Here is a 20,445-nt window from a genome sequence, read left to right on the forward strand (position 1 = left end):
AAATGACAAAAATGGATAAAGGCAAAGGAGACCGCTGTCCATGATGTGCTTTCTGTTGTTTGATTTGTCTAAGCAGCAAACAGTGAAAGAAGAATTGCTGCCGCTGTTTAGTGAGCAGGAACTAACCCCCGTTGCATTTGAATCGCGTTGTTTACCTAAATGGCCAGAGCAGGCCAGAGTATTTTTGTTTCTCAATGACGAACAATTGGCTGACGTGCTGCCATTCGCAGTGGAGAGCCAATGGCAGGTTGTTGTGCTTCCTCACCCAGAGGCCAGCAACGCCATGCGCGGCATTGGCATAAGCGGCAAACTCAGTTCTGTGGTGGAGGATGGGCTGGTTCTTGAGCCAAATGCAGTCGATTTAATGTTTTGTAATGGACGGCCAGTGCTCAATGCTGTGGTGGTGGGTGATGTCTTTAGTCTGAAGCCCGGTGGCGCAGTAGAAGGGTTTGGGGCCCGTATTAAACACCTTTGGCTATCTTGGCGACGTCTTGGGCACCTGCTTCCCAAACGTTATGAACTGGTGACAGGAAATGGCGACAAAATAAATACCGCCGCCATGGGTATCACGCTGGTAGAACATGGCAAAAATTCGGTGATGGGCAGGCGGTTATTGCCTGATTCCCAAGTGAATGATGGTATGTTCCATGCCATTCTTCTTGCGCCTCGCAGCCTGATGGAGATGTTCAGGTTTCTGATCGGCAGCATGTTTCATCGCAGTGGCAAATCTATTCCCAAAAGTATTGGACTGATTAAAACATCGCGGCTTGAGATTAAATCGGATGTGGGCCTAGAGTTCCGCCATGACGGCAAGGAGCTTTGCAGTAAAACGTTGGAGATAGAAGCTCAGTCCCGGGTATTGCAACTGGTCCCCAGCCGTGACGTGACCGTTGAGGTCGCCAAAGGCGACAGTAAGGAACAGCGAAAGGTACAGCACCTGCCGACAGGGGGCGCCATTGCCGAGCTGACCAAACGTCCACTGCAGTGGATTGCCCATGCTGCCACCGATGAGTTTAAAGATCTGTACCAGGCGCTGAGAGAGAATGCATCGCCCTCCAGTGTTTTTCTGACTTTGATGATTCTCTCAACGTTGTTGGCGACGGTTGGACTGTTTGCAAACTCTCCGCCGGTGATTATAGGTGCGATGATCCTTGCTCCTCTGATGGGGCCAATTATCTCGTTATCTATGGCGCTGGCACGGCAAGATGAGATGCTGTTAAGGGGCAGTATCTACACTCTGTTTGCAGGTCTGGCATTGGCGCTATTGTTTGCGGTGGCGTCTACCTGGCTGATCCCGCTAGAGCTTTCCACGGCTGAGATCCGAGCTCGGATGCGACCGAATCTGTTAGATCTGGCTGTGGCTGTTATCTCTGGTATCGCTGGCGCCTACGCGACGGCTCGCGCATCTGTAGCCAAAAGCATGGCGGGTGTGGCGATTGCTGTTGCTTTGGTTCCGCCACTTGCTGTGACGGGCATAGGTATTGGTTGGGCTCATCCACAAATGATGTGGGGCGCATTTCTGCTGTTTTTGACCAACCTTTCGGGCATTGTGCTTGCCGCTGCGATTACCTTTCTGGTGCTTGGTTTTGCGCCGTTTCAGCGGGCAAAACGTGGCTTGCTGTTTTCGCTGCTGGCGGTGTTGGCAGTGAGTGTGCCATTGGCATTTAGTTTTTCTCAGATGGTTGAGCAGAAACGGTTGTTGCAACAGCTTGAGGGGCATCAGGTGCAGGATATTAAGATGACGCAGGTGAGAGTGCGTTTAACCAGTCCCGTGACTGTGTCGGTGTTATTGGTATCCAAGCGGCCATTAACCCAGGAAGACTTCGTACTGAGTAAAAGTGAGATAGAGCGGGTGCTGGTTCAGCCTGTTGTGCTTGAAGCAACAAGCTCGCTGCGGTTGGAGTAGGGCGAGTTTGTCGGTCTTCGTGTCTCTTATAGAGCCTTTGATAGGGGTCACTTGTTTATATGTTGGGGGATGTAAGCAAAGCCGACGTCGATTGAATTTAGAAGCGCTAACTTGCTTAGCTGCGCCAAATATTAAATTGTGATCCTGTTCAAACTTTGATTAATTAGTTCTGCGTTTAAAACTGCAATTTTTACCTATTTAGGTAACCCAAATGGTGCCATCCAAACCTCAGGTGGTGACTAAACAACAATGACCTGTCATCACCACACTCGTGGTAGTGGTTACAGTTGTTAGCTCAACTGCTTATCGCTGTTTAAATCCTGTTTAGTCTTGTTAGCTCTGCACCTTGATTTGTTGTTGAAAAACTATCCTGCATCGCCCGCCACAAAAGGTCGGACCACTTTCTGATGGTGTTTAAAAAACGCCCGAAACGACAGGGGCTTGCCGTTTGATTTCAGCGCTTTAGCAGTGCCGCTTCTTGATAATAAATGTAACTAAATTACGTAATTAGATAAATTTTCAAACACCTGTTTGCATTTTGATTTAGGTCAATCTATAAATTGGTACAAGCCTAGAGCAAACACTCTAAACGTTTGTTTGACCTTTAATTAGATAGGCTTTCTGGTAAAGGCAGGTGGTGCGCTGAGCGCCATATCGAAGACACGTTAGCGTATTTGAAACACCCGCCTATTAGACCATGGTCGTATATCGCCAAAGGAAATGTCAGACAATAATTTCCGTGGTGATTAAGTAACAAATGAATGCTTAATGAGGGTGACACTATGGAGACAATCACTGCACCGCCAGCGAACCGCGAACTGCATATCCAGGGTAAAGTAACCAACGCCTATCGTGAGGTGTTGACCATGGACGCGCTGTCGTTGGTGGTCGATCTGGTGAAGCAGTTTGCTCCCGAGCGCCGCGAGTTGCTGGCCAACCGTCAGCGTCGCCAACAAGCCTTCGATGAAGGCGCGTTACCTGACTTCCTTCCCGAAACCAAAGATATCCGTGAATCTGACTGGCAGATCCGCGGTATTCCTGAAGACCTGCTCGATCGTCGTGTTGAGATCACCGGTCCGGTCGATCGCAAAATGGTGATTAACGCGCTGAACGCCGACGTTAGAGTGTTTATGGCCGACTTTGAGGACTCGCTGTCTCCTACGTGGGATGCGGTGGTGCAGGGCCAGATTAACCTGCGTGACGCGGTAAATCGCAGCATCGATTACATCGACCCAAATTCCGGTAAACACTACCAGCTGAAAGATGACCCTGCAGTGCTGATCTGCCGCGTACGTGGCCTGCATCTGGACGAAAAGCACGTACTCTTTGCGGGTGAGCCTATCCCGGGTGCACTGTTTGATTTTGCCCTCTATTTTCTGAACAACTACCGCCAGTTGTTGCTCAATGGCAGTGGCCCCTATTTCTATATTCCCAAGCTGCAGAGCCATAAAGAAGCGGCTTGGTGGAGCAAGATCTTCAGCTACGTTGAAGACAGATACTGCCTGGAACGCGGCACCATCAAGGCAACGCTTCTGATTGAAACACTGCCTGCCGTGTTCGAGATGCACGAGATCCTTCACGCCATGAAGGACCACATCGTAGCCCTTAACTGTGGTCGCTGGGATTACATCTTCAGCTACATCAAAACCCTGAAGAACCATAGCGACCGCGTATTACCAGACCGCCAGCAGGTGGGGATGGGCCAACCATTCCTAGATGCCTATTCCCGCCTGCTCGTTCGCACATGCCACCGTCGGGGGGCGATGGCCATGGGTGGCATGGCGGCATTCATTCCTAGTAAAGATCCTGCCGAGAATGAAGCCGTGTTGGAGAAAGTGCTGCAAGACAAAGAGCGTGAAGCCAACAACGGCCACGATGGCACCTGGATCGCGCACCCCGGTTTGGCACACGTGGCCATGGGCGTTTTTGATAAGACGCTGGCTGAGCGCAAAAACCAGCTGGATATCACTCGCGAAGGTGATGAAGAGATCACTGCCGAACAACTGCTGGCGCCATGCCAGGGCACACGTACCGAAAGCGGTATGCGCCTAAACCTGAGAGTGGCGGTTCAGTACATCGAGGCATGGATCTCCGGCAATGGCTGCGTACCTATCTATGGCTTGATGGAAGACGCGGCGACAGCCGAGATCTCCCGCACCTCAATCTGGCAATGGATCAAACACGGCAAGGATCTGGATAACGGCCAGATCGTTACGCCTGAGCTGTTTACTCAGATGCTCAGCGAAGAGATGCAGGTGCTGGAACAGGAGTTAGGCGAACTCAAGTATAAAAACGGCCGTTACGCCGAAGCTGCCGAGCTGATGAAACAGATCACGCTGGATGAACAGCTAGTTGAATTCTTAACACTGCCGGGTTACCGGCGATTGGATTGAGCGTCCGTTAGAGACGCCTTTACGTACCCTACGAGCGCAACCAACAGGTCTGCAAGAGGAAGTCGATATGACACAGACACGTCAACAACAGATAGAGGCCCTGGAGAAAGACTGGGCAGAGAATCCACGCTGGAAAGGGGTGACCCGCGGCTATACCGCTGAGGAAGTGGTTAACTTGCGCGGCTCACGCACTGTTGAGCATACCGTGGCCCGTGCAGGCGCTGAAAAGCTGTGGAAGCTGATTAATGGTGAGGCCCGCAATGGCTATGTTAACACCATGGGCGCATTGACCGGTGGTCAGGCTGTACAACAGGTTAAAGCTGGCCTTCAGGCGATTTATCTGTCTGGTTGGCAGGTCGCAGCGGACAACAACCTGTCCGGCACCATGTACCCGGACCAGTCGCTTTACCCCGCCAACTCTGTGCCAGAAGTAGTAAGCCGCATCAACAACGCGTTTACCCGCGCCGACCAGATCCAGTGGAGCAAGGGTGTTAACCCAGGTGATGAAGGTTATATCGACTATTTTGCGCCGATTGTGGCTGACGCTGAAGCCGGTTTCGGTGGCGTATTGAACGCATTCGAACTGATGAAAGGCATGATCACCGCCGGTGCAGCGGGTGTGCATTTTGAAGACCAGCTGGCGTCTGTGAAGAAGTGCGGCCACATGGGCGGTAAGGTACTGGTTCCCACTCAGGAAGCGGTGCAAAAGCTGATTGCTGCCCGTCTGGCAACTGACGTGCTGGATGTGCCTACGCTGGTTGTTGCGCGTACCGACGCTGATGCGGCCGACCTGCTGACTTCAGATTGCGACCCTTATGATCGCGAGTTTGTGGTGGGTCAACGTACCGCAGAAGGTTTCTACCGCACCCGTGCTGGCATCGACCAGGCTATCGCTCGCGGTCTGGCTTATTCGCCATACGCCGATATGGTGTGGTGTGAAACCGCCAAGCCAGATCTGGACCAGGCGAAGAAGTTTGCTGAAGCGATCCATGACAAGTACCCAGATCAGCTGTTGGCCTATAACTGCTCCCCTTCATTCAACTGGAAGAAGAATCTGGACGATGTCACCATCGCTCGCTTCCAGCGTGAACTGGGCGCCATGGGCTACAAGTTCCAATTCATTACCCTCGCTGGTGTGCACAACATGTGGTACCACATGTTCGAAATGGCACGCGGCTACCGCGACCGCGGCATGTCAGCTTACGTGGAATTGCAAGAGCAGGAGTTCGAGGCAGCCGACAAGGGTTATACCTTCGTGTCTCACCAGCAAGAAGTGGGCACCGGGTATTTTGACCAGGTCACCAATACCATCCAGGGTGGTGAATCTTCAGTAACTGCACTGACCGGCTCTACCGAGGAAGCGCAGTTTTAACTGAAAAACGAATTCCGCTGAAAAGCGGATGTTCTAAGAAGTGTTGCTCCAACCTTTCCTTTGATTTTGCCCGGCCATGATGGCCGGGCTTTTTTATGTACAGGATGTACGGTATGCCGCGGATACATGGATGTATAGGAGCGGCGATGTCAGGATGTACGGTACACCCACTACGCTTCGCGGGGTGAGCTTTGCCGCGGGCAGCGTTTTTAACCCTCTCCTTGGTGAGGGGGGGCAGTGAGGGGGGGATTGTGTATGGTTTCGGGCGCTTGAGGTTCTATTTATCTATATCGAGCTGAACAATCGCGCCCAAGGCTGGGAGGCACTGCGCGTAGCCTCCCTACCGACCTCTCTCTATCTGAAAAAGAGTGCGCCCCTACTATGTGCTATTCCTGCGCTATCACCTGCGCCTCAGCTAACGGCTCGACAAACTTCCCTGTTTGGCGAGCCTATATCGGGCATCCTTGCCCGACATCACGCAGATGCTTGGCTTCGCTTAGGGCACATAGATGGGAAATCTTATCCAACAGAAATACTTGGCAACAATAAACCTTCCAAACAAAATTTTTTCGAATGGAGTTTTAGAAAAAAGATGATTGACTTTTTTAGAGCTGCCCGGTAGTTCTGAGCACAGACTTGTATATAGAGCTTACTAACTCTGCTCTCTAGCCTCTTGAGCAAGTTTTTTAGCTTTGAATGGAAAAGTGAAAATTATTGCAAATAAAACAAAAAATATAATGGCTACCGCCGAATTTATTAGCAGGAATATGTAGATGACTATAAACGGTGTTTCTTCTAGACCAAATTTAAAAAAATCAGAGATATTAATGCTGTTCAATAAAATCTTAGCGTGAACCCATTTCCCTATCATAAAAAATAGCAAGCTGATGGAAAGTAACGTAGTTGAAACCAAGCCAGATTTAACAAAATTTATTCTTCTGCCTAGCTCTTTTACAGCAATAGAAGTACCAATGACGAAGGCGAGACTGCCTGAAAAAAACAGTGAGCCCAGCCCTGTTGTGAACACCATAGCTAGAAACCACACTTGTTTGGCCATAGCTTCCCATGATTCGCCAAGTATCTCCCCTTTGTAGCCAAGAAGGTAGTACTGCGTCCCGAAGTAAATAAGAAAGATAATAATTGCGAATGGCATAGCAAGAAGCTCACTTTTCCTCTCTTTCCAAACAAGCTTCTTGTGAGCTTCATTTTTTTCCTGAAGCTTTTTAAGTACAGGATCCATTCCTAAACACCTTACAACAGACTTAATTTGGTTTTTGTATGCCTTCAAAAAATATTTAAATACTAAAAGCTATCTGGCTGATACTTAACTATCTATTAAATACTGAATTCGCTAAACCTTCTTCTCCTCCACCACTTCGCCATTTGCTTCTTTCCACATTCTTGATAATTCACCAAATACCTGGGCATCACTGCCTGGGATTTCCATCATTTCAAGCCGGGAAATTGTGCTGTTGGCGAGGTCGAGTTGGTCTTGATTATGTTGGTCCTGGCGACGGATTTTGATAAGCACTTTCAGCAGGCTGATTGCCAGTTTGTAGTTTTTAGGAGAGAGTTGCAGCGCTTGTTCCAGCACCTTGGCGGCTGGACCCATGCGGTTACGCTTATAAAACTCCACCGCCATGCTGTTCAGCTGTTTTGGCGTAAAGTGGATCTCATCGCGTTCGGTGGTTTCCCGTTCGACGTATTTGCCTACCACCTGGCTGGTCAGAGAGTCTCCGGCGATTTGGCGTTGAACGGCGGTTAGCAGCTTCATCGCTTCTTCGCGCATACCGAGTTCGTGGAATACCTTTACCTTGTCCAGGTTGTCTTCAATGGATACTGAAGACTTAAGCGATACCTGGTTCTCCACTATGCGTTTAGCCTTTTCGGCTTCGTTTTTGGCGTTGTGCAGGCGGGCACGTGAGATGACGATCTGCTCTTTGAAGTACTGGGCATCTTCATAATCGGTCTCTATCGCGGTGAGTCGTCGCTCGGTTTCCGCCAGAATTTTGCCTGCGGTTCCATCAGTCAGGGTATTGGCGTAGTCGATACCGGTTCGGATCACATTGAGCGCCAGTTCTGGCGAATCATGTATCGAATTTCTCGCATACTGCGCCATATTCTTGGTGGCGATGTACTGGCCTTCATGGTCGTGAGTCAGGCGGGCCAAATCCCATGATTTCTTATTGCGTTCGATATTGCGTGGCGCTAGCGCGGTCGCTTTTTTTATCTCGTCATACGCTTGTTCGTATTCTTCGCGGTCGATGTAGTATTCGGCCAGCATCTCATAGGTAGCGAAGCGTGTTTCCGGCTGAGAGGTCAACTCCCCCAGAAGTGTTTCGATCTCGTCTAATTTGTCCTGCTTTAGCAGCGACTTAACAAATCCAATATGTGTCCATGGATACTTAAAAGAGCAAAGTAGATCGCGATAAAACAGTTCGGCAGCGGCAAACTCGCGCAGGTCCAGCAGCGCTTCTGCCTTCATTCTCAACAGATTGGCCTGGTACTTTTGCAGCTTGGGATTAAGCAGATGGCGCTCGGCGTAATAGATGACCTTGGAGTAGTTGCCCGCGTCGATCGCCTGATAGATGTTAAACAGCTTCTGTTTGATCTGAAGTGTGTGCTCCAGCCTGGCTTCAATGTTTTTGGCGTTAAGGGGTTTGACCCAGAAGTCGTCCGGTTGCAGTTCGATAATACTATTCACCAGCGCTTCGCTGGTTTCTGAACTGAGGAAGATAAGTACGGTGCGTTTGTTAACGTAGCCCTTGAACTTCAACTCTTCCAGCAGGTGGAAGCCGTCTTTGTCGCTCTTCACGTTAAACGCGCAGATAACAATATGGAAATGGTGTTCTTCGCAGAGGCGTAGGCCATGAAATGCGTTTTGCGCGCTTTTGATGTTTCGAATGCCCATGTTCTCAAACGCCGCCTTCAGCGTGTCATGGACAATCGGGTTGTCATCAATGATTAAAACGTTTAGCGCGGGTAAGTGGTCTAGTTCACTTGAATCAACCGAATTCATCAATAAGGCACTTTACTTTGGTTGTTAACACGGGTTACACAATTGTTAAGTATACAAGGCTGAAGTAAGCATTCACCCCTTGTGCTTAATTTATGTGGACTGAAATCGATTTGATCCGGAAGTGGGAGGCTATGCACTGCGCCTCCCTGACTTGGGGGCGTTAGCTTTAGTTTGTTTGAAAAATTAACGCTGTACGCGCCCGAAACCTAGTAAACAGGCTAAATAGTGAACTAGCTAGCAGCGATTAGCCCTTGTTTACTTTCATCTATACATATCTTTTTTTACATTCGGATGCGTCGTCAAATACCTAGGGTGTTCCTGTCAGTTGGTGGAGCCATCCATGGCCGCCACATGGTTTTTCAACCACCGAGGGAAATTAGTGGATTGCTTAACTTTTCTTACTCGATGTTAGATAAGAGATCGGGATTAACCACTAGATTTCTTACGCCATGGGCATGATCTTCGTTAAACACATTGCCTTTGCACCAATTTCCCACGGTGTTGATGTCAACTTTTACCACCTGTGGACGTACGCTCCAGCTGACCTGAAATGGAGAGCCTTGTTCATTGTAACCAGGGCCAGTGGTTGAGCCGGCGTACTGAATGGGAGATCCGGTATTGTTTGGAATGTTTAAAGCCTGATGCAGTGCACCTTGTTTGGCGTGTTGGGTCAACGTTTCAAAGCTTGCCGCTTTTTTATCATTCACCAACACATACACCTGAGTTTCAACTCGAAGCTGCGGATTGTTAATTGACTCATTCAAGCACGCACCTAACGTTGGCCCCGGTGACACCTGGGCCGTTGAGTGAACGTAGTGCACTTCAATGGTATCACCCGGATATAAGCTACCGTGTTTGCTCGGACAAACGGGTTGTTGTACAGGCGTAAGCTCTGACGAACTCAATGTGCCTGAATATTCATAACCACTCAGGTAGCCGTGACCATCGCCATTGCCTGCATACTTGGTAAATTCACCTCCTTTGTGCTCTGCATTTTTATGAAAGTGGATGTTACACAGGTTCATTTGCGTGTAGGGCGGTGCTTCACTGAAAGAGATAGCGTTTCGACCTGTAGCAGCGTCGATATCTCTTGGTGATTGTGGGCCATAACCCTTGCCTTGCGTTTGTTTTGCAAGTGCTGCTCGCTGTTTGGCGATGATGTTGTCAGACACTTGCGGGTGATCATTATGGTGCTCCGCGTCTTTGGCTAATGCGTTTAGAGGAATTGCTGTTACGAATGTGAGAGCTAGAATGCGACGAAAGATCATTTGGTATCCTTGTTAAATTGGAAAGTAACCAAGGTGTTCGAGAACAAGGCGTTCCAGAAAAAGAATAGCTTAGGTTTGATATCTGGAGCGCGACGGAACTTATTAGTTTATGTAGTCTTTTCGGCGTTTGATTGATAACAAGGTTTTGCAGCAATAGCTGCTTATTGAAGCAATCCAAGCAAAAACGCCTGTAGCACGCTTCAAGCTTTGCAGGTCATTTGGCCGCCCGAAATACTCGTGGCATTTAAAAACCAGCTAACCTGTAACCATCAATTGCAAATACCCGATATGCCATGATTATCAGTGAAACCACATCCTTTGGTGGTCGTTATCTGCGGGTTTCTCACGCCTCCAGTACGCTCAACTGTGAGATGACCTATGGTTTGTTTCTGCCGCCAGAGGCAAGCGAGGACAACCCGGCCCCAGTGCTGTATTGGTTATCCGGGCTTACCTGCACCGACGAAAACTTTATGCAGAAGGCGGGTGCGCACCGGTTGGCCGCCGAGTTAGGCATTGCCATTCTGGCTCCAGACACCAGTCCGCGTGGGGAAGGGGTGCCTGATGACCCTGATGGAAGTTACGATTTGGGATTGGGTGCAGGGTTCTACCTCAACGCGACAAAGCCGCCCTGGAGTAGCCATTACCATATGTTTGACTATGTGTTAGATGAGTTACCAGCGGTAGTTAAAGCCCAGTTTCCAATATCAGATGTCTGGTCGATTGCCGGTCACTCTATGGGGGGCCATGGGGCATTGGTGTTGGGATTACGTCATCCTTATCGGTTCCGCTCTATTTCCGCATTTGCACCCATAGTTAATCCATCCGCCTGTCCGTGGGGGCATAAGGCGTTTCAAAACTATTTGGGAGATGATGAAGCGCGCTGGCATGACTACGATGCCTGTCATCTGTTGTCCCATCTGATGGAAGAGGATGAGGTATTGCCGCTGCTGATTGATCAGGGGGATGCTGACCAGTTTCTAGAACAGCAACTGTTATTGCCGAATTTAGACCCGCAGCTGGACCGCCTGCAGTGTTCGGCAGAGATCCGCATACAACCTGGCTATGACCATAGCTACTACTTTATCGCCAGCTTTATCGATGACCACCTCAGGTTTCATGCTGACTATCTTTTTGCGCAGAATAACGGGGCCGAGTAACGCGGGCGATATGTCGCATTACTCGGCGCTGACTTGTTAGTGTCTCTTCAAATACAACTTGTTAGAAGTTGCCTCGTCCATGTGCTGTGGTGTAGTCAACATCTGGCCCCAGCGGTACAACACGAGTGGGGTTAATGGTGTCGTGGCTAAAATAGTAGTGCTGTTTGATATGCTCCATATTGACCGTTTCCGCTACACCCGGTTGCTGATATAGCTCACGCAGGTAGCCGGGAATGTGCTTAAACTCGTCAATCTTGCGCTTGTTGGTTTTGAAATGCCCAACATAGACAGAGTCGAAACGAATCAAAGTGGTAAATAGTCGCCAGTCAGCCTCGGTAATCTGATCGCCTGAACCTTCGCTACTAACCAGATAACGCTGCTTGCCGAGTATCTCATCTACCATATCCAATGCATCAAACAGATCGGCAAACGCTTCTTCATAGGCGGCCTGTGTTGTGGCGAATCCAGTTTTGTATACGCCGTTGTTGATACGGTCATACACCCATGCGTTTGTTTCATCGATCTTGTTGCGCAGAGGTTCAGGATAGAAGTCCAGTGTGTTGCCGGTGATCTCGTCAAAGGCGCTGTTCAGCATCCGGATAATTTCGGAAGACTCATTGCTGACGATGGTTTCGGTCTGTTTGTCCCAAAGCACAGGTACGGTGACGCGACCATGGGCCTGCGGGTCTGATTTGAGATAAAGCTGATAGAGATAATGCAAACCATAGCCCGGCTCTCTATCAGCCCCGGCAATATGGTGACCGCCAAAGTCTGGTGCACCTGCAAACTCCCACCCATTGGACAACATATGTGGCTCAACCACGACCACATCAATGTGTTCAGTCAGCCCTTTAAGCTGTCTGTATAACAGTGTTCGATGGGCCCACGGGCAGGCAAGTGATACATAAAGGCGATAGCGGCCACTTTCAGCTCTAAAACCTGAATCTCCACTTGGCCCAGCCGAGCCATCCTTTGTTACCCAATTGCGAAACCTGGATGTATCGCGAACAAACTTTCCGTTGCTGGCTTTAGTGTCATACCACTTGTTGTGCCATTGACCGTCGCTTAAGAATCCCATGGTGAGCCTCCAGTGCATTTGTCATCAGTAGTGAGAAAGGAAAGGCGACTCGCGCCTTACGCCAGCTTTTTCGCAATAAGGTGGTCGAGTGATGCTTTACCTCCACCCGCAAAAATCACGGACACAGAGATAGCAAACAGCGCTAAACCAAATTCATAACCGTTGTTGCTCATAAACAATCCATTCTGGAAGTGCACTGCGAAGATCGCCACCAGCATGGTGAAGGCTAGAGCAACACCTGTCAGGCGGGTAAAAAGGCCAAGTAGCAGAGCGATACCCCCAAAGAACTCCGCGCTACCCGCAAGCAGTGCCATCAGAGCGCCAGGTGTCAAGCCGATCGATGCCATCCATTGACCCGTGCCCTCGATGCCGTAACCGCCAAACCATCCAAACAGTTTTTGCGCGCCGTGAGCTGCGAAGATAATGCCTGCGGGTATGCGTAGCGCCAATGAGGCGAAAGTGTTTTGGTTGGTATCAGCCGAAGCAAAAATTAACTGTTTCATCATGTTCTCCTGGCAATCAATTAAGTTTGTTGCGTTAGTTTCATAAAGCTCATCAGCAAGCTTGATGTGAACAATGATAGGTCGTCAGATTAGAATTAAAATCACAATAAAACGGCTTAAACGTTCTATTTAATAGAATTAAACCTGGATTGTGTTGTGCTGTTGAACTCGAACCTGTTGCTGCAGAGATGGCAGTTGACCGATCAGGTCCCGGTAGAACTGGTGGAATAGGGTTTCAAAGTCGGCGGATTGACCTTGCCACTCCTGATAGGTGTGTTGAAACGGCTGGTTTGCCTGGGCTTGGGCACGAGTCATACGGCGGGCAATATTGTTCAGCGCAGCATCTATTGTCTGTTGCTCTGCGTAACTTAGTAGCCAGTCATACTCAGTCATGCGTTGGCTGACCGTACGCATTTTTACTGGCCAGTGTGGGCGATGTGCTGATAGCGCGCGGTAGCAACGTTGACTGAACTGGTGAAGCGCCTGCTGTTCATAAACGCCCCAGTGTTTAGCCAGGAGATGGTCAAAGATCATATCAACGGCTATCCCAGAATACCTGAACCGGGTTTTTGTCAGTTTACGTCTTGCTTCCAGTACACACGCATGTTGATCGGTAAAGGTATCAACTTGTCGATGCAGCAATACGCCGACTTGCTCATCATGGGGCAGCGCTTGCCACTGGCGCCCTTTGACAAAATCTCCCAGCATAGCTCCTGCCAATGAGGTATTGGTGAGATGAGCGATATGGAAATGGGCAAGAAAATTCAATGGCGATGCCTGTTGTTGCTACAGCTTTTTAGTATGGAAGGGTTGCTCTTACTAAGCTACTGGAATTAGGGACCAGTGGAGAGGTTTAGTCGCATTTCCGGCACACAGGCCCCGCGAAGCGTAGTGGGTATCGCCGCTCCTGTACATCCATGTACCCGCAGCATACCGTACTTCCTGTACACAGCGTGCCCCGCGAAGCGTAGTGGGTATAAAAAAAACCCGGTTCAATGAACCGGGCTCCAAAAACACAAAGGAAAAGCTAATAAACAAAGGACTTGGCTAACAAAAAAACTGTTTCAGTGACAGCCCGTCAAGGCTGTCGGATTTAACGACTCCAGGCGAAGTTGTAACGCTTAGTTACTGGTGCTTGTACCTGTTTCTTGGTTCCTCGACCGCTGAGGAGAGTCTTCAGCGCAACGAGATCATACAAATTCAACATAATCGATCTCCTGTTTAAGTGGCTGTTGAAAGTAATCTGTTTCGATGGTTTGAATTCTAGTGTGATCTAAATCACATTGCAACCCCGTAATGAAATAAAATTACGAAAAATGATTACATAAAACATTTTTGGTGTCGTAAAAAGTGATCTGGATCAACTATGGTGGGTGGCAAACACAGATTTATGTTTGTTTTATTACATAAATGAAATTCTTGACAGGTTTCTGACTTCTCATCGAAATGATCGGGTAAAAGTTGATGTTCGTAGGGATTATGGAGCGCAATGTTTCTCTACTTGAACCGGTCTGCTTTAATGATCGATAACAATGTTTTGGAATTTTTAAATATGAGCCAAGTTCGTAAAGGGTTCTTTCGCCCCCTTGCAATAAGCTCTCTGTGCTGTCTTCCTTTGCTGGCCAATGCAGACTCGTTACCGCAAGCCAGAATTATTGGCGGGTCTCCATCGCCAACAGGTATCACTGAATGGATGGCCAGTGTGCAGTATTTGCCACAAGGGGCCAGCAACATCTTCATACCTGCTCATACCTGCGGTGGAACGCTGATCGCGCCAGATTGGTTGCTGACGGCGGCGCATTGCGTCGACACCAGCTTTATCCATGAAGTGGTTGTTGTGATTGGTATAGAAGAGCTGGATGGGCAAAGGGTCAGTGACCAGTTCATGGTTGACCAGGTCATCATTAACGAAGCCTATAATGATACCTCACTAGATAGCGACATCGCTCTTCTTCATCTTACCAGTGACTCGAGTAACCCAAACATTACTCTGGCGACTCAAGCGGAAACAAACAGCCTGACCAATCGACTTCCTCTGACACTGGTCGGCTACGGCGCGACCAACACCGATGGTTCTGAAGCCAGCAGCCGATTGCTGACTGCTACTTTGCCATACATGTCACAAGCACTATGTGAAGATGAGTTCCCTAGCGGTTGGGTAACAGAAAATATGATCTGTGCAGGCGGCGAACCTGGTATCGACTCCTGCAGTGGGGACAGTGGCGGCCCGTTGTTTGAAGGCAGTGGAGACTCAGCGGTGCAGTATGGCATCGTCAGCTGGGGTCTGGGATGTGATGAAGGGACGCCGGGTGTATACACCCGAGTATCAAATTTTACATCTTGGATAGATGACATGATCGGGGGGCTTTCGCTTACCAACCCCGTGCGTTTCCCGTTCGTTGCTCAGGGAATTACCGCTACCTTGAATACGCCAGTGATCAATAACAGTGATGTAACCGCTATATCGATCGATAGCATTGGGTTAGATAGCAACGTTGACGTCACCCTTGGCAACGATTGTGGTGCTTCGATAGGTGCGAACGAAACATGCGCTTTGCAGCTGCTGGCAACAGCAGATGTGGCAGGAACCAGAACGACCACGTTGAGCATTAATACCAGTAGTGGCACGGTACGAAGCGAAGTGTCAGTTCAGGTTCTGCCGGAAGACACATTTGCGGCGGGTTTTAGCCCGGGAGAATTACGTTGGTTTAATGGCGGCAACCGCAGTTGGCGTGACTCTGATGTGCAGGGTCCTTCGGGCGGCAGTGCCGTAGACGTGACATTCAATAGTATTGCCTCTGGACGCAGTGCATTGATGGTATCAGCGGCAGAAGCTGGACAGCTTAGATTTAGCTGGCGTTTGGAAGGCGATGATCAAAATCTGCAGATGTTGAACATCTATAAGCAGCAAGGCGCACTCGAACAGGCACTTATCTCGCTTAACTCGTGGCGTACAGTGACAACAGATTTGACCGCAGGAGTGCCCGCGACAATCGAGTTTGTCTCTTCTGGTGATGGTACAGCCATTGTTGCAGATGTCTCTTTTACGCCACAGGGCTCTACCCCAGATCCAGACCCTGTAGATCCTGATGTTGATTCGGGCGGTGGGGGAGGCGGTGGCGCCTTCGGTACCTGGTCGCTATTGTTACTTGCTGTTGCAGGGCTGCGTAGACACAAGTTTCATTCCTAAGCTGACTTGATCCCAAGCCTCTGGCTCCCTAGACTAGCGCCACTTTTTGAGTAAGTGCTAGGGGGCCTGATGCAGGTATCTGACTTTCATTTTGATTTACCAGACGAGCTGATTGCTCGTTATCCCACCCCAGATCGTACCGCCAGTCGCTTACTCTGCCTTAGTGGCGAAACTGGAGAGGTCACTCATCGACAGTTCACGGACATTGAACAGTTACTCGAACCCGGAGATCTGATCGTATTTAACAATACCCGTGTAATACCTGCGCGTATGCATGGTCAGAAATCTTCCGGTGGCAAAGTTGAAGTGCTGGTTGAGCGAATACTCGATGATCATCGAGTATTGGCCCATGTTCGCAGCTCCAAGTCGCCAAAAGCGGGTGCCAAGCTCCTGATGGAAGGTGCGGTTGAAGTGGAAATGCTTGGCAGAGACGATGCCCTGTTTGAGCTGGCATTTGATCCTTCTAAGACGGTACTTGAATGGCTGGAAGAGTTTGGCCATATGCCGCTGCCTCCATACATCGATCGGCCGGATGAAGGCACCGATCGTGAGCGCTATCAAACGGTATATAACGAAAAGCCAGGTGCCGTTGCGGCACCTACTGCGGGCCTGCACTTTGATGAAAGCATGCTTAAGCGTTTGGCTGAAAAAGGGATACAGCAGGCGTTTGTGACCTTGCATGTAGGAGCTGGGACGTTCCAGCCTGTGCGCGTTGATAACGTCAACGACCACAAGATGCATAGCGAATATGCGGAAGTATCTGCAGATGTGGTTGAAAAGATTTTGGCTACCAAAGCAGCCGGCAAACGTGTCATAGCCGTCGGTACGACATCGGTGCGCTCTCTGGAAAGTGCTGCACAGGCTGCGATTGCCGCAGGCGCTGAGCAGCTTGAACCGTTCGCCGGTGAAACGGAAATCTTTATCTATCCCGGCTATCAGTGGCAGGTCATTGATGCCATGGTGACCAACTTTCATTTGCCTGAATCGACCTTGATCATGCTGGTCAGTTCGTTTGCCGGGTATGATGCGGTAATGAACGCTTATCAACAGGCGGTGTCTGAGCGTTATCGCTTCTTCAGTTATGGCGATGCAATGTTTGTAACGCGTCAGCCCTAATCGATTAGTTTTATCTGAAAATATGCGCCGGACTGTTTTTCCGGTGGCGGAGCCTTTATGAAAATGCAATATGAGCTTTTGGGCACGGATGGTCGTGCTCGCCGTGGTCGCCTCACCTTTGAGCGTGGCACAGTCGAAACCCCCGCATTTATGCCAGTTGGTACTTACGGGACCGTAAAAGGCATGACCCCTGAAGAGGTTGCTGAAAGTGGCGCAGAGATCCTGTTGGGCAACACCTTCCACCTTTGGTTACGCCCCGGTATGGAGATTATGGAAGCCCACGGTGACTTGCATGACTTCATGCAGTGGCAGGGCCCAATTCTGACGGATTCCGGTGGTTTTCAGGTGTTTAGCCTGGGAGATATCCGTAAGATCACCGAAGAAGGCGTGCACTTCCGTCACCCAATTAATGGTGACAAGATCTTTCTTGATCCTGAAACATCTATGGATGTGCAGTATTCGTTGGGCTCGGATATCGTAATGATCTTCGACGAATGCACCCCTTATCCTGCCACTCATGAGCAGGCTAAAACGTCGATGGAGCTTTCACTGCGTTGGGCGGCGCGCAGCCGTAAGCGATTTGACGAAAAGCAGAATCCGAATGCGCTTTTTGGCATTATTCAGGGCGGCATCTACGAAGATCTCCGTGACCAATCGCTGGAAGGTTTGCTGGAAGTGGGTTTTGACGGTTATGCCGTGGGTGGCCTGGCTGTGGGTGAACCTAAAGAAGAGATGCACAAAGTACTTGAGTACATTGTACCTAAGATTCCAGAAGATAAACCGCGTTACTTGATGGGCGTGGGTAAACCTGAGGATCTCGTTGAGGGTGTTCGCCGCGGCATTGATATGTTTGATTGTGTGATGCCGACCAGAAATGCGCGTAATGGTCATCTGTTTGTCAGCGATGGTGTGGTAAAAATCCGCAACGCTGTACACAAGACAGATACTGGCCCGCTCGACCCTGAGTGTGATTGCTATACCTGCAAGAACTACAGCCGCGCTTACCTGCACCATTTGGACCGCTGTAACGAGATCCTGGGGGCGCGCCTCAACACCATTCACAACCTGCGTTTTTACCAACGTGTGATGCAAGGTTTACGTGATGCAATTGAGCAAGGTAAATTGGACGACTTTGTGACGGAGTTCTATGCCCGTCGCGGGATGCCGGTACCCGAGTTGAAAGACTGATTATCGGCCCCATATAAGAGAAAGTTTTAAATTAGAGAAAACCTAAGGAAATTCCACGATGTTTATCGCAAACGCATACGCTGCTCCTGCTCAGCCACAAGCCGGTGGTTGGGACATGATTATCATGCTGGTGATCTTCGCCGCTATCTTCTATTTCATGATCTATCGTCCGCAGGCTAAGCGTGTGAAAGAGCACAAAAACCTGATGTCAGCATTGAGCAAGGGTGATGAAGTACTGACTCAGGGTGGCTTGGTAGGTAAGGTTGCCAAGGTTTCTGACGAGAAAGACTACATCGTTGTTTCTCTGGCTGACAACGTGGACGTGACAGTCCAGAAAGCGTCTGTTTCTGCGATCCTGCCAAAAGGCACGCTGAAGTCTCTGTAAACTCAACGCAAGGAAACGTTGCGTGTTAAACCGTTACCCCCTGTGGAAATACCTGATGGTGAGCTTGGTGCTCGCCATCGGCGCACTCTACGCTGTGGCTAACCTGTATGGTGAGGACTTTGCCATTCAGGTTTCTGCACAGCGGGGTGCAGAAGTAAACGAACAGGTGCTGTTGAAAGTAAAACAGACCCTGGAAAACAAAGATATCGCCTACAAATCACTTGCTAACGAAGAAGGTCGTCTTCTGGTTCGTTTGACCAAAGAAGAAGACCAGCGCCCAGCACAGGATGCTGTTAGTGAAGCGCTTGGCAGTAAGTTTGTTGTGGCACTCAACCTCGCCTCTGCCCAACCAGAATGGTTGAAGGGCATAGGTGGCAATCCGATGAAGCTGGGTCTCGACCTGCGCGGTGGTGTGCACTTCCTGATGGAAGTAGACATGAAGTCGGTGGTTGCCAAAGCGGAAGAGGGCATGGTTTCTGATTTCCGTGCTTTGCTGCGAGAAGAGAAAGTATACGGCGCCAGTGTTCGTCAGGTGCCTGGCCAGGGCGTGGTGGTTCGCTTCCGTAAAGCGGAAGATGTTGAGCGTGCAGAAGATCTGCTCTCTGCTCAATTCCGAGATTTAACCTTTTTTGAAGGTAACGATGGCATGTCTCTGCGCACCACTATGAGTGAGCAGATGTTGAAAGAGCAGCGGGAATACGCTGTGCAACAGAACATCGTTATTCTGCGTAACCGTGTGAACGCACTGGGTGTTGCTGAGCCTTTGGTTCAGCGCCAGGGTGCGGACCGTATCGTAGTTGAGTTACCCGGTGTTCAGGATACCGCGCAGGCCAAAGATATTTTGGGTAAAACCGCGACTCTTGAGTTCCGCAAAGTCGATGACCGACACGATGTGCGCGACGCTCTTGAGGGGCGAGTGCCTGCAGGGAGTCAAATCCTCAAAGATCGTAGTGATCGCCCATATCTTCTTGAGAAGCGCATTATCCTTGATGGCGCTCATATTACCGATGCCAACTCTGGCTCTGATGAATATGGCCGTCCTCAGGTAAACATCAGCTTGGATTCAGCTGGTGGTAATAAGATGTCCAAGTTCACCAAAGATAACGTCGGTAAGCTTATGGCTACTGTCTTTATCGAGTATCAGCCGTCTGGTCGTGTTGATGCTGACGGAAAGCAGATCCTGGTGAAAAACGAGGAAGTGATTAATGCGGCAACAATTCAGACTCGCTTGGGTCGTAACTTCCGCATCACTGGTTTGGATACACCACAGGAAGCCCATAACTTGGCGCTGCTGCTGCGTGCAGGTGCTTTGATTGCTCCTATCTCTATCGTGGAAGAACGCACCATTGGTCCAAGCCTTGGTAAACAGAATATTGACTCTGGTACTCAGGCGATCATGTGGGGCTTTATTGCGGTTGTCGTGTTTATGTTGGCGTATTACCGTAAGTTCGGTTTGGTGGCTAACACCGCGCTGGTTGCTAACTTGGTATTGATTGTTGCTGTGATGTCCGTGTTGGGTGCCACTCTGACCTTGCCGGGGATGGCTGGTATCGTTTTGACGGTAGGTATGGCAGTAGATGCCAACGTGCTTATTTTTGAGCGTATCCGAGAGGAGCTTAAAGAGGGCCGATCTCCCCAACAGGCGATCCATTACGGTTATGACAACGCCTTCTCTACCATTGCTGATGCCAACATCACCACCTTTATCACCGCCTTGATTCTGATGGCGATTGGTACTGGACCAGTACAAGGCTTTGCTGTGACGCTGGCGGTAGGTATTGCTACGTCGATGTTTACAGCCATTGTTGGAACTCGTGCCATCGTGAATTTGGCATGGGGCGGCAAGCGCATTACTAAGTTGCCGATCTAG

Annotated in this window: 15 protein-coding genes; 9 read left to right on the forward strand and 6 right to left on the reverse strand. The window is 49.7% G+C overall.

Annotated elements, in window-relative coordinates; all coding sequences use genetic code 11:
- The first annotated feature begins 40 nt into the window (after positions 1–40).
- The 3 genes from ABEA14_RS03530 (at position 41) to aceA (ending at position 5,671) form a co-directional block, all read left to right on the forward strand.
- Positions 41–1,906: a TIGR00341 family protein gene (locus ABEA14_RS03530; protein WP_345338467.1), complete on the forward strand. Its 1,866-nt coding sequence runs from the start codon at positions 41–43 to the stop codon at positions 1,904–1,906.
- A 782-nt stretch (positions 1,907–2,688) separates the two neighbouring features.
- Entirely contained in the window at positions 2,689–4,299 is a 1,611-nt protein-coding gene (gene aceB / locus ABEA14_RS03535; RefSeq protein WP_345338468.1) for a malate synthase A, read from the forward strand.
- 67 nt (positions 4,300–4,366) lie between these two features.
- Positions 4,367–5,671, forward strand: a complete 1,305-nt coding sequence (gene aceA / locus ABEA14_RS03540; RefSeq protein ID WP_345338469.1) for an isocitrate lyase — start codon at positions 4,367–4,369, stop codon at positions 5,669–5,671.
- 652 nt (positions 5,672–6,323) lie between these two features.
- Here aceA and ABEA14_RS03545 read toward each other — a convergent pair.
- The 3 genes from ABEA14_RS03545 to ABEA14_RS03555 all read right to left on the reverse strand — a co-directional run bounded on the left by ABEA14_RS03545 (position 6,324) and on the right by ABEA14_RS03555 (position 9,958).
- A complete protein-coding gene (locus ABEA14_RS03545; RefSeq protein ID WP_345338470.1) occupies positions 6,324–6,911 on the reverse strand; it encodes a hypothetical protein in 588 nt (195 codons plus the stop codon).
- 111 nt (positions 6,912–7,022) lie between these two features.
- Positions 7,023–8,690 carry a response regulator gene (locus ABEA14_RS03550; protein ID WP_345338471.1) on the reverse strand — a complete coding sequence of 556 codons (1,668 nt, stop codon included), beginning with the start codon at positions 8,688–8,690 and terminating at the stop codon, positions 7,023–7,025.
- Positions 8,691–9,088: 398 nt separating this feature from the next.
- Positions 9,089–9,958: a delta-class carbonic anhydrase gene (locus ABEA14_RS03555; RefSeq protein WP_345338472.1), complete on the reverse strand. Its 870-nt coding sequence runs from the start codon at positions 9,956–9,958 to the stop codon at positions 9,089–9,091.
- Positions 9,959–10,251: 293 nt separating this feature from the next.
- On the opposite strand from ABEA14_RS03555, the gene fghA reads away from it, so the two are divergent.
- Positions 10,252–11,115 (forward strand): S-formylglutathione hydrolase, encoded by an 864-nt coding sequence (gene fghA / locus ABEA14_RS03560; protein ID WP_345338473.1) that lies wholly within the window; start codon positions 10,252–10,254, stop codon positions 11,113–11,115.
- Positions 11,116–11,176: 61 nt separating this feature from the next.
- On the opposite strand, the gene ABEA14_RS03565 is transcribed toward fghA, so the two are convergent.
- From ABEA14_RS03565 to ABEA14_RS03575, 3 genes are all read right to left on the reverse strand, one after another.
- Positions 11,177–12,193, reverse strand: a complete 1,017-nt coding sequence (locus ABEA14_RS03565; protein WP_345338474.1) for a glutathione S-transferase family protein — start codon at positions 12,191–12,193, stop codon at positions 11,177–11,179.
- A 56-nt stretch (positions 12,194–12,249) separates the two neighbouring features.
- Complete coding sequence (locus tag ABEA14_RS03570; protein WP_345338475.1) at positions 12,250–12,696, reverse strand: DoxX family protein; 447 nt, start codon at positions 12,694–12,696, stop codon at positions 12,250–12,252.
- Positions 12,697–12,834: 138 nt separating this feature from the next.
- On the reverse strand, positions 12,835–13,464 hold the full coding sequence (locus ABEA14_RS03575; protein ID WP_345338476.1) for an acyl carrier protein phosphodiesterase: 630 nt from the start codon (positions 13,462–13,464) through the stop codon (positions 12,835–12,837).
- Between the two features lie 784 nt (positions 13,465–14,248).
- Between ABEA14_RS03575 and ABEA14_RS03580 the strand changes: the two genes are divergently transcribed.
- From ABEA14_RS03580 to secD, 5 genes are all read left to right on the forward strand, one after another.
- Positions 14,249–15,886 carry a S1 family peptidase gene (locus ABEA14_RS03580; protein WP_345338477.1) on the forward strand — a complete coding sequence of 546 codons (1,638 nt, stop codon included), beginning with the start codon at positions 14,249–14,251 and terminating at the stop codon, positions 15,884–15,886.
- A 69-nt stretch (positions 15,887–15,955) separates the two neighbouring features.
- A complete protein-coding gene (queA, locus tag ABEA14_RS03585; protein WP_345338478.1) occupies positions 15,956–17,002 on the forward strand; it encodes a tRNA preQ1(34) S-adenosylmethionine ribosyltransferase-isomerase QueA in 1,047 nt (348 codons plus the stop codon).
- 63 nt (positions 17,003–17,065) lie between these two features.
- Positions 17,066–18,190 (forward strand): tRNA guanosine(34) transglycosylase Tgt, encoded by a 1,125-nt coding sequence (gene tgt, locus ABEA14_RS03590; protein WP_345338516.1) that lies wholly within the window; start codon positions 17,066–17,068, stop codon positions 18,188–18,190.
- 58 nt (positions 18,191–18,248) lie between these two features.
- Positions 18,249–18,575, forward strand: coding sequence for a preprotein translocase subunit YajC (yajC, locus tag ABEA14_RS03595; RefSeq protein ID WP_345338479.1), 327 nt, complete (start codon positions 18,249–18,251; stop codon positions 18,573–18,575).
- Positions 18,576–18,597: 22 nt separating this feature from the next.
- The gene (gene secD / locus ABEA14_RS03600; RefSeq protein ID WP_345338480.1) at positions 18,598–20,445 is read left to right on the forward strand and encodes a protein translocase subunit SecD; all 1,848 of its coding nucleotides are present in this window, start codon (positions 18,598–18,600) and stop codon (positions 20,443–20,445) included.

The sequence above is a fragment of the Corallincola platygyrae genome (genome assembly GCF_039544265.1).
GTDB classification, from domain to species: domain Bacteria; phylum Pseudomonadota; class Gammaproteobacteria; order Enterobacterales; family Neiellaceae; genus Corallincola; species Corallincola platygyrae.

What these genes read in the sequence shown, in the direction of transcription:
- ABEA14_RS03530 (WP_345338467.1), top strand. Translation starts at nt 41, where the DNA reads ATGATGTGCTTTCTGTTGTTTGATTTGTCTAAGCAGCAAACAGTGAAA.
- aceB (WP_345338468.1), top strand. Translation starts at nt 2,689, where the DNA reads ATGGAGACAATCACTGCACCGCCAGCGAACCGCGAACTGCATATCCAG.
- aceA (WP_345338469.1), top strand. Translation starts at nt 4,367, where the DNA reads ATGACACAGACACGTCAACAACAGATAGAGGCCCTGGAGAAAGACTGG.
- ABEA14_RS03545 (WP_345338470.1), bottom strand. Translation starts at nt 6,911, where the DNA reads ATGGATCCTGTACTTAAAAAGCTTCAGGAAAAAAATGAAGCTCACAAG.
- ABEA14_RS03550 (WP_345338471.1), bottom strand. Translation starts at nt 8,690, where the DNA reads ATGAATTCGGTTGATTCAAGTGAACTAGACCACTTACCCGCGCTAAAC.
- ABEA14_RS03555 (WP_345338472.1), bottom strand. Translation starts at nt 9,958, where the DNA reads ATGATCTTTCGTCGCATTCTAGCTCTCACATTCGTAACAGCAATTCCT.
- fghA (WP_345338473.1), top strand. Translation starts at nt 10,252, where the DNA reads ATGATTATCAGTGAAACCACATCCTTTGGTGGTCGTTATCTGCGGGTT.
- ABEA14_RS03565 (WP_345338474.1), bottom strand. Translation starts at nt 12,193, where the DNA reads ATGGGATTCTTAAGCGACGGTCAATGGCACAACAAGTGGTATGACACT.
- ABEA14_RS03570 (WP_345338475.1), bottom strand. Translation starts at nt 12,696, where the DNA reads ATGAAACAGTTAATTTTTGCTTCGGCTGATACCAACCAAAACACTTTC.
- ABEA14_RS03580 (WP_345338477.1), top strand. Translation starts at nt 14,249, where the DNA reads ATGAGCCAAGTTCGTAAAGGGTTCTTTCGCCCCCTTGCAATAAGCTCT.
- queA (WP_345338478.1), top strand. Translation starts at nt 15,956, where the DNA reads ATGCAGGTATCTGACTTTCATTTTGATTTACCAGACGAGCTGATTGCT.
- tgt (WP_345338516.1), top strand. Translation starts at nt 17,066, where the DNA reads ATGCAATATGAGCTTTTGGGCACGGATGGTCGTGCTCGCCGTGGTCGC.
- yajC (WP_345338479.1), top strand. Translation starts at nt 18,249, where the DNA reads ATGTTTATCGCAAACGCATACGCTGCTCCTGCTCAGCCACAAGCCGGT.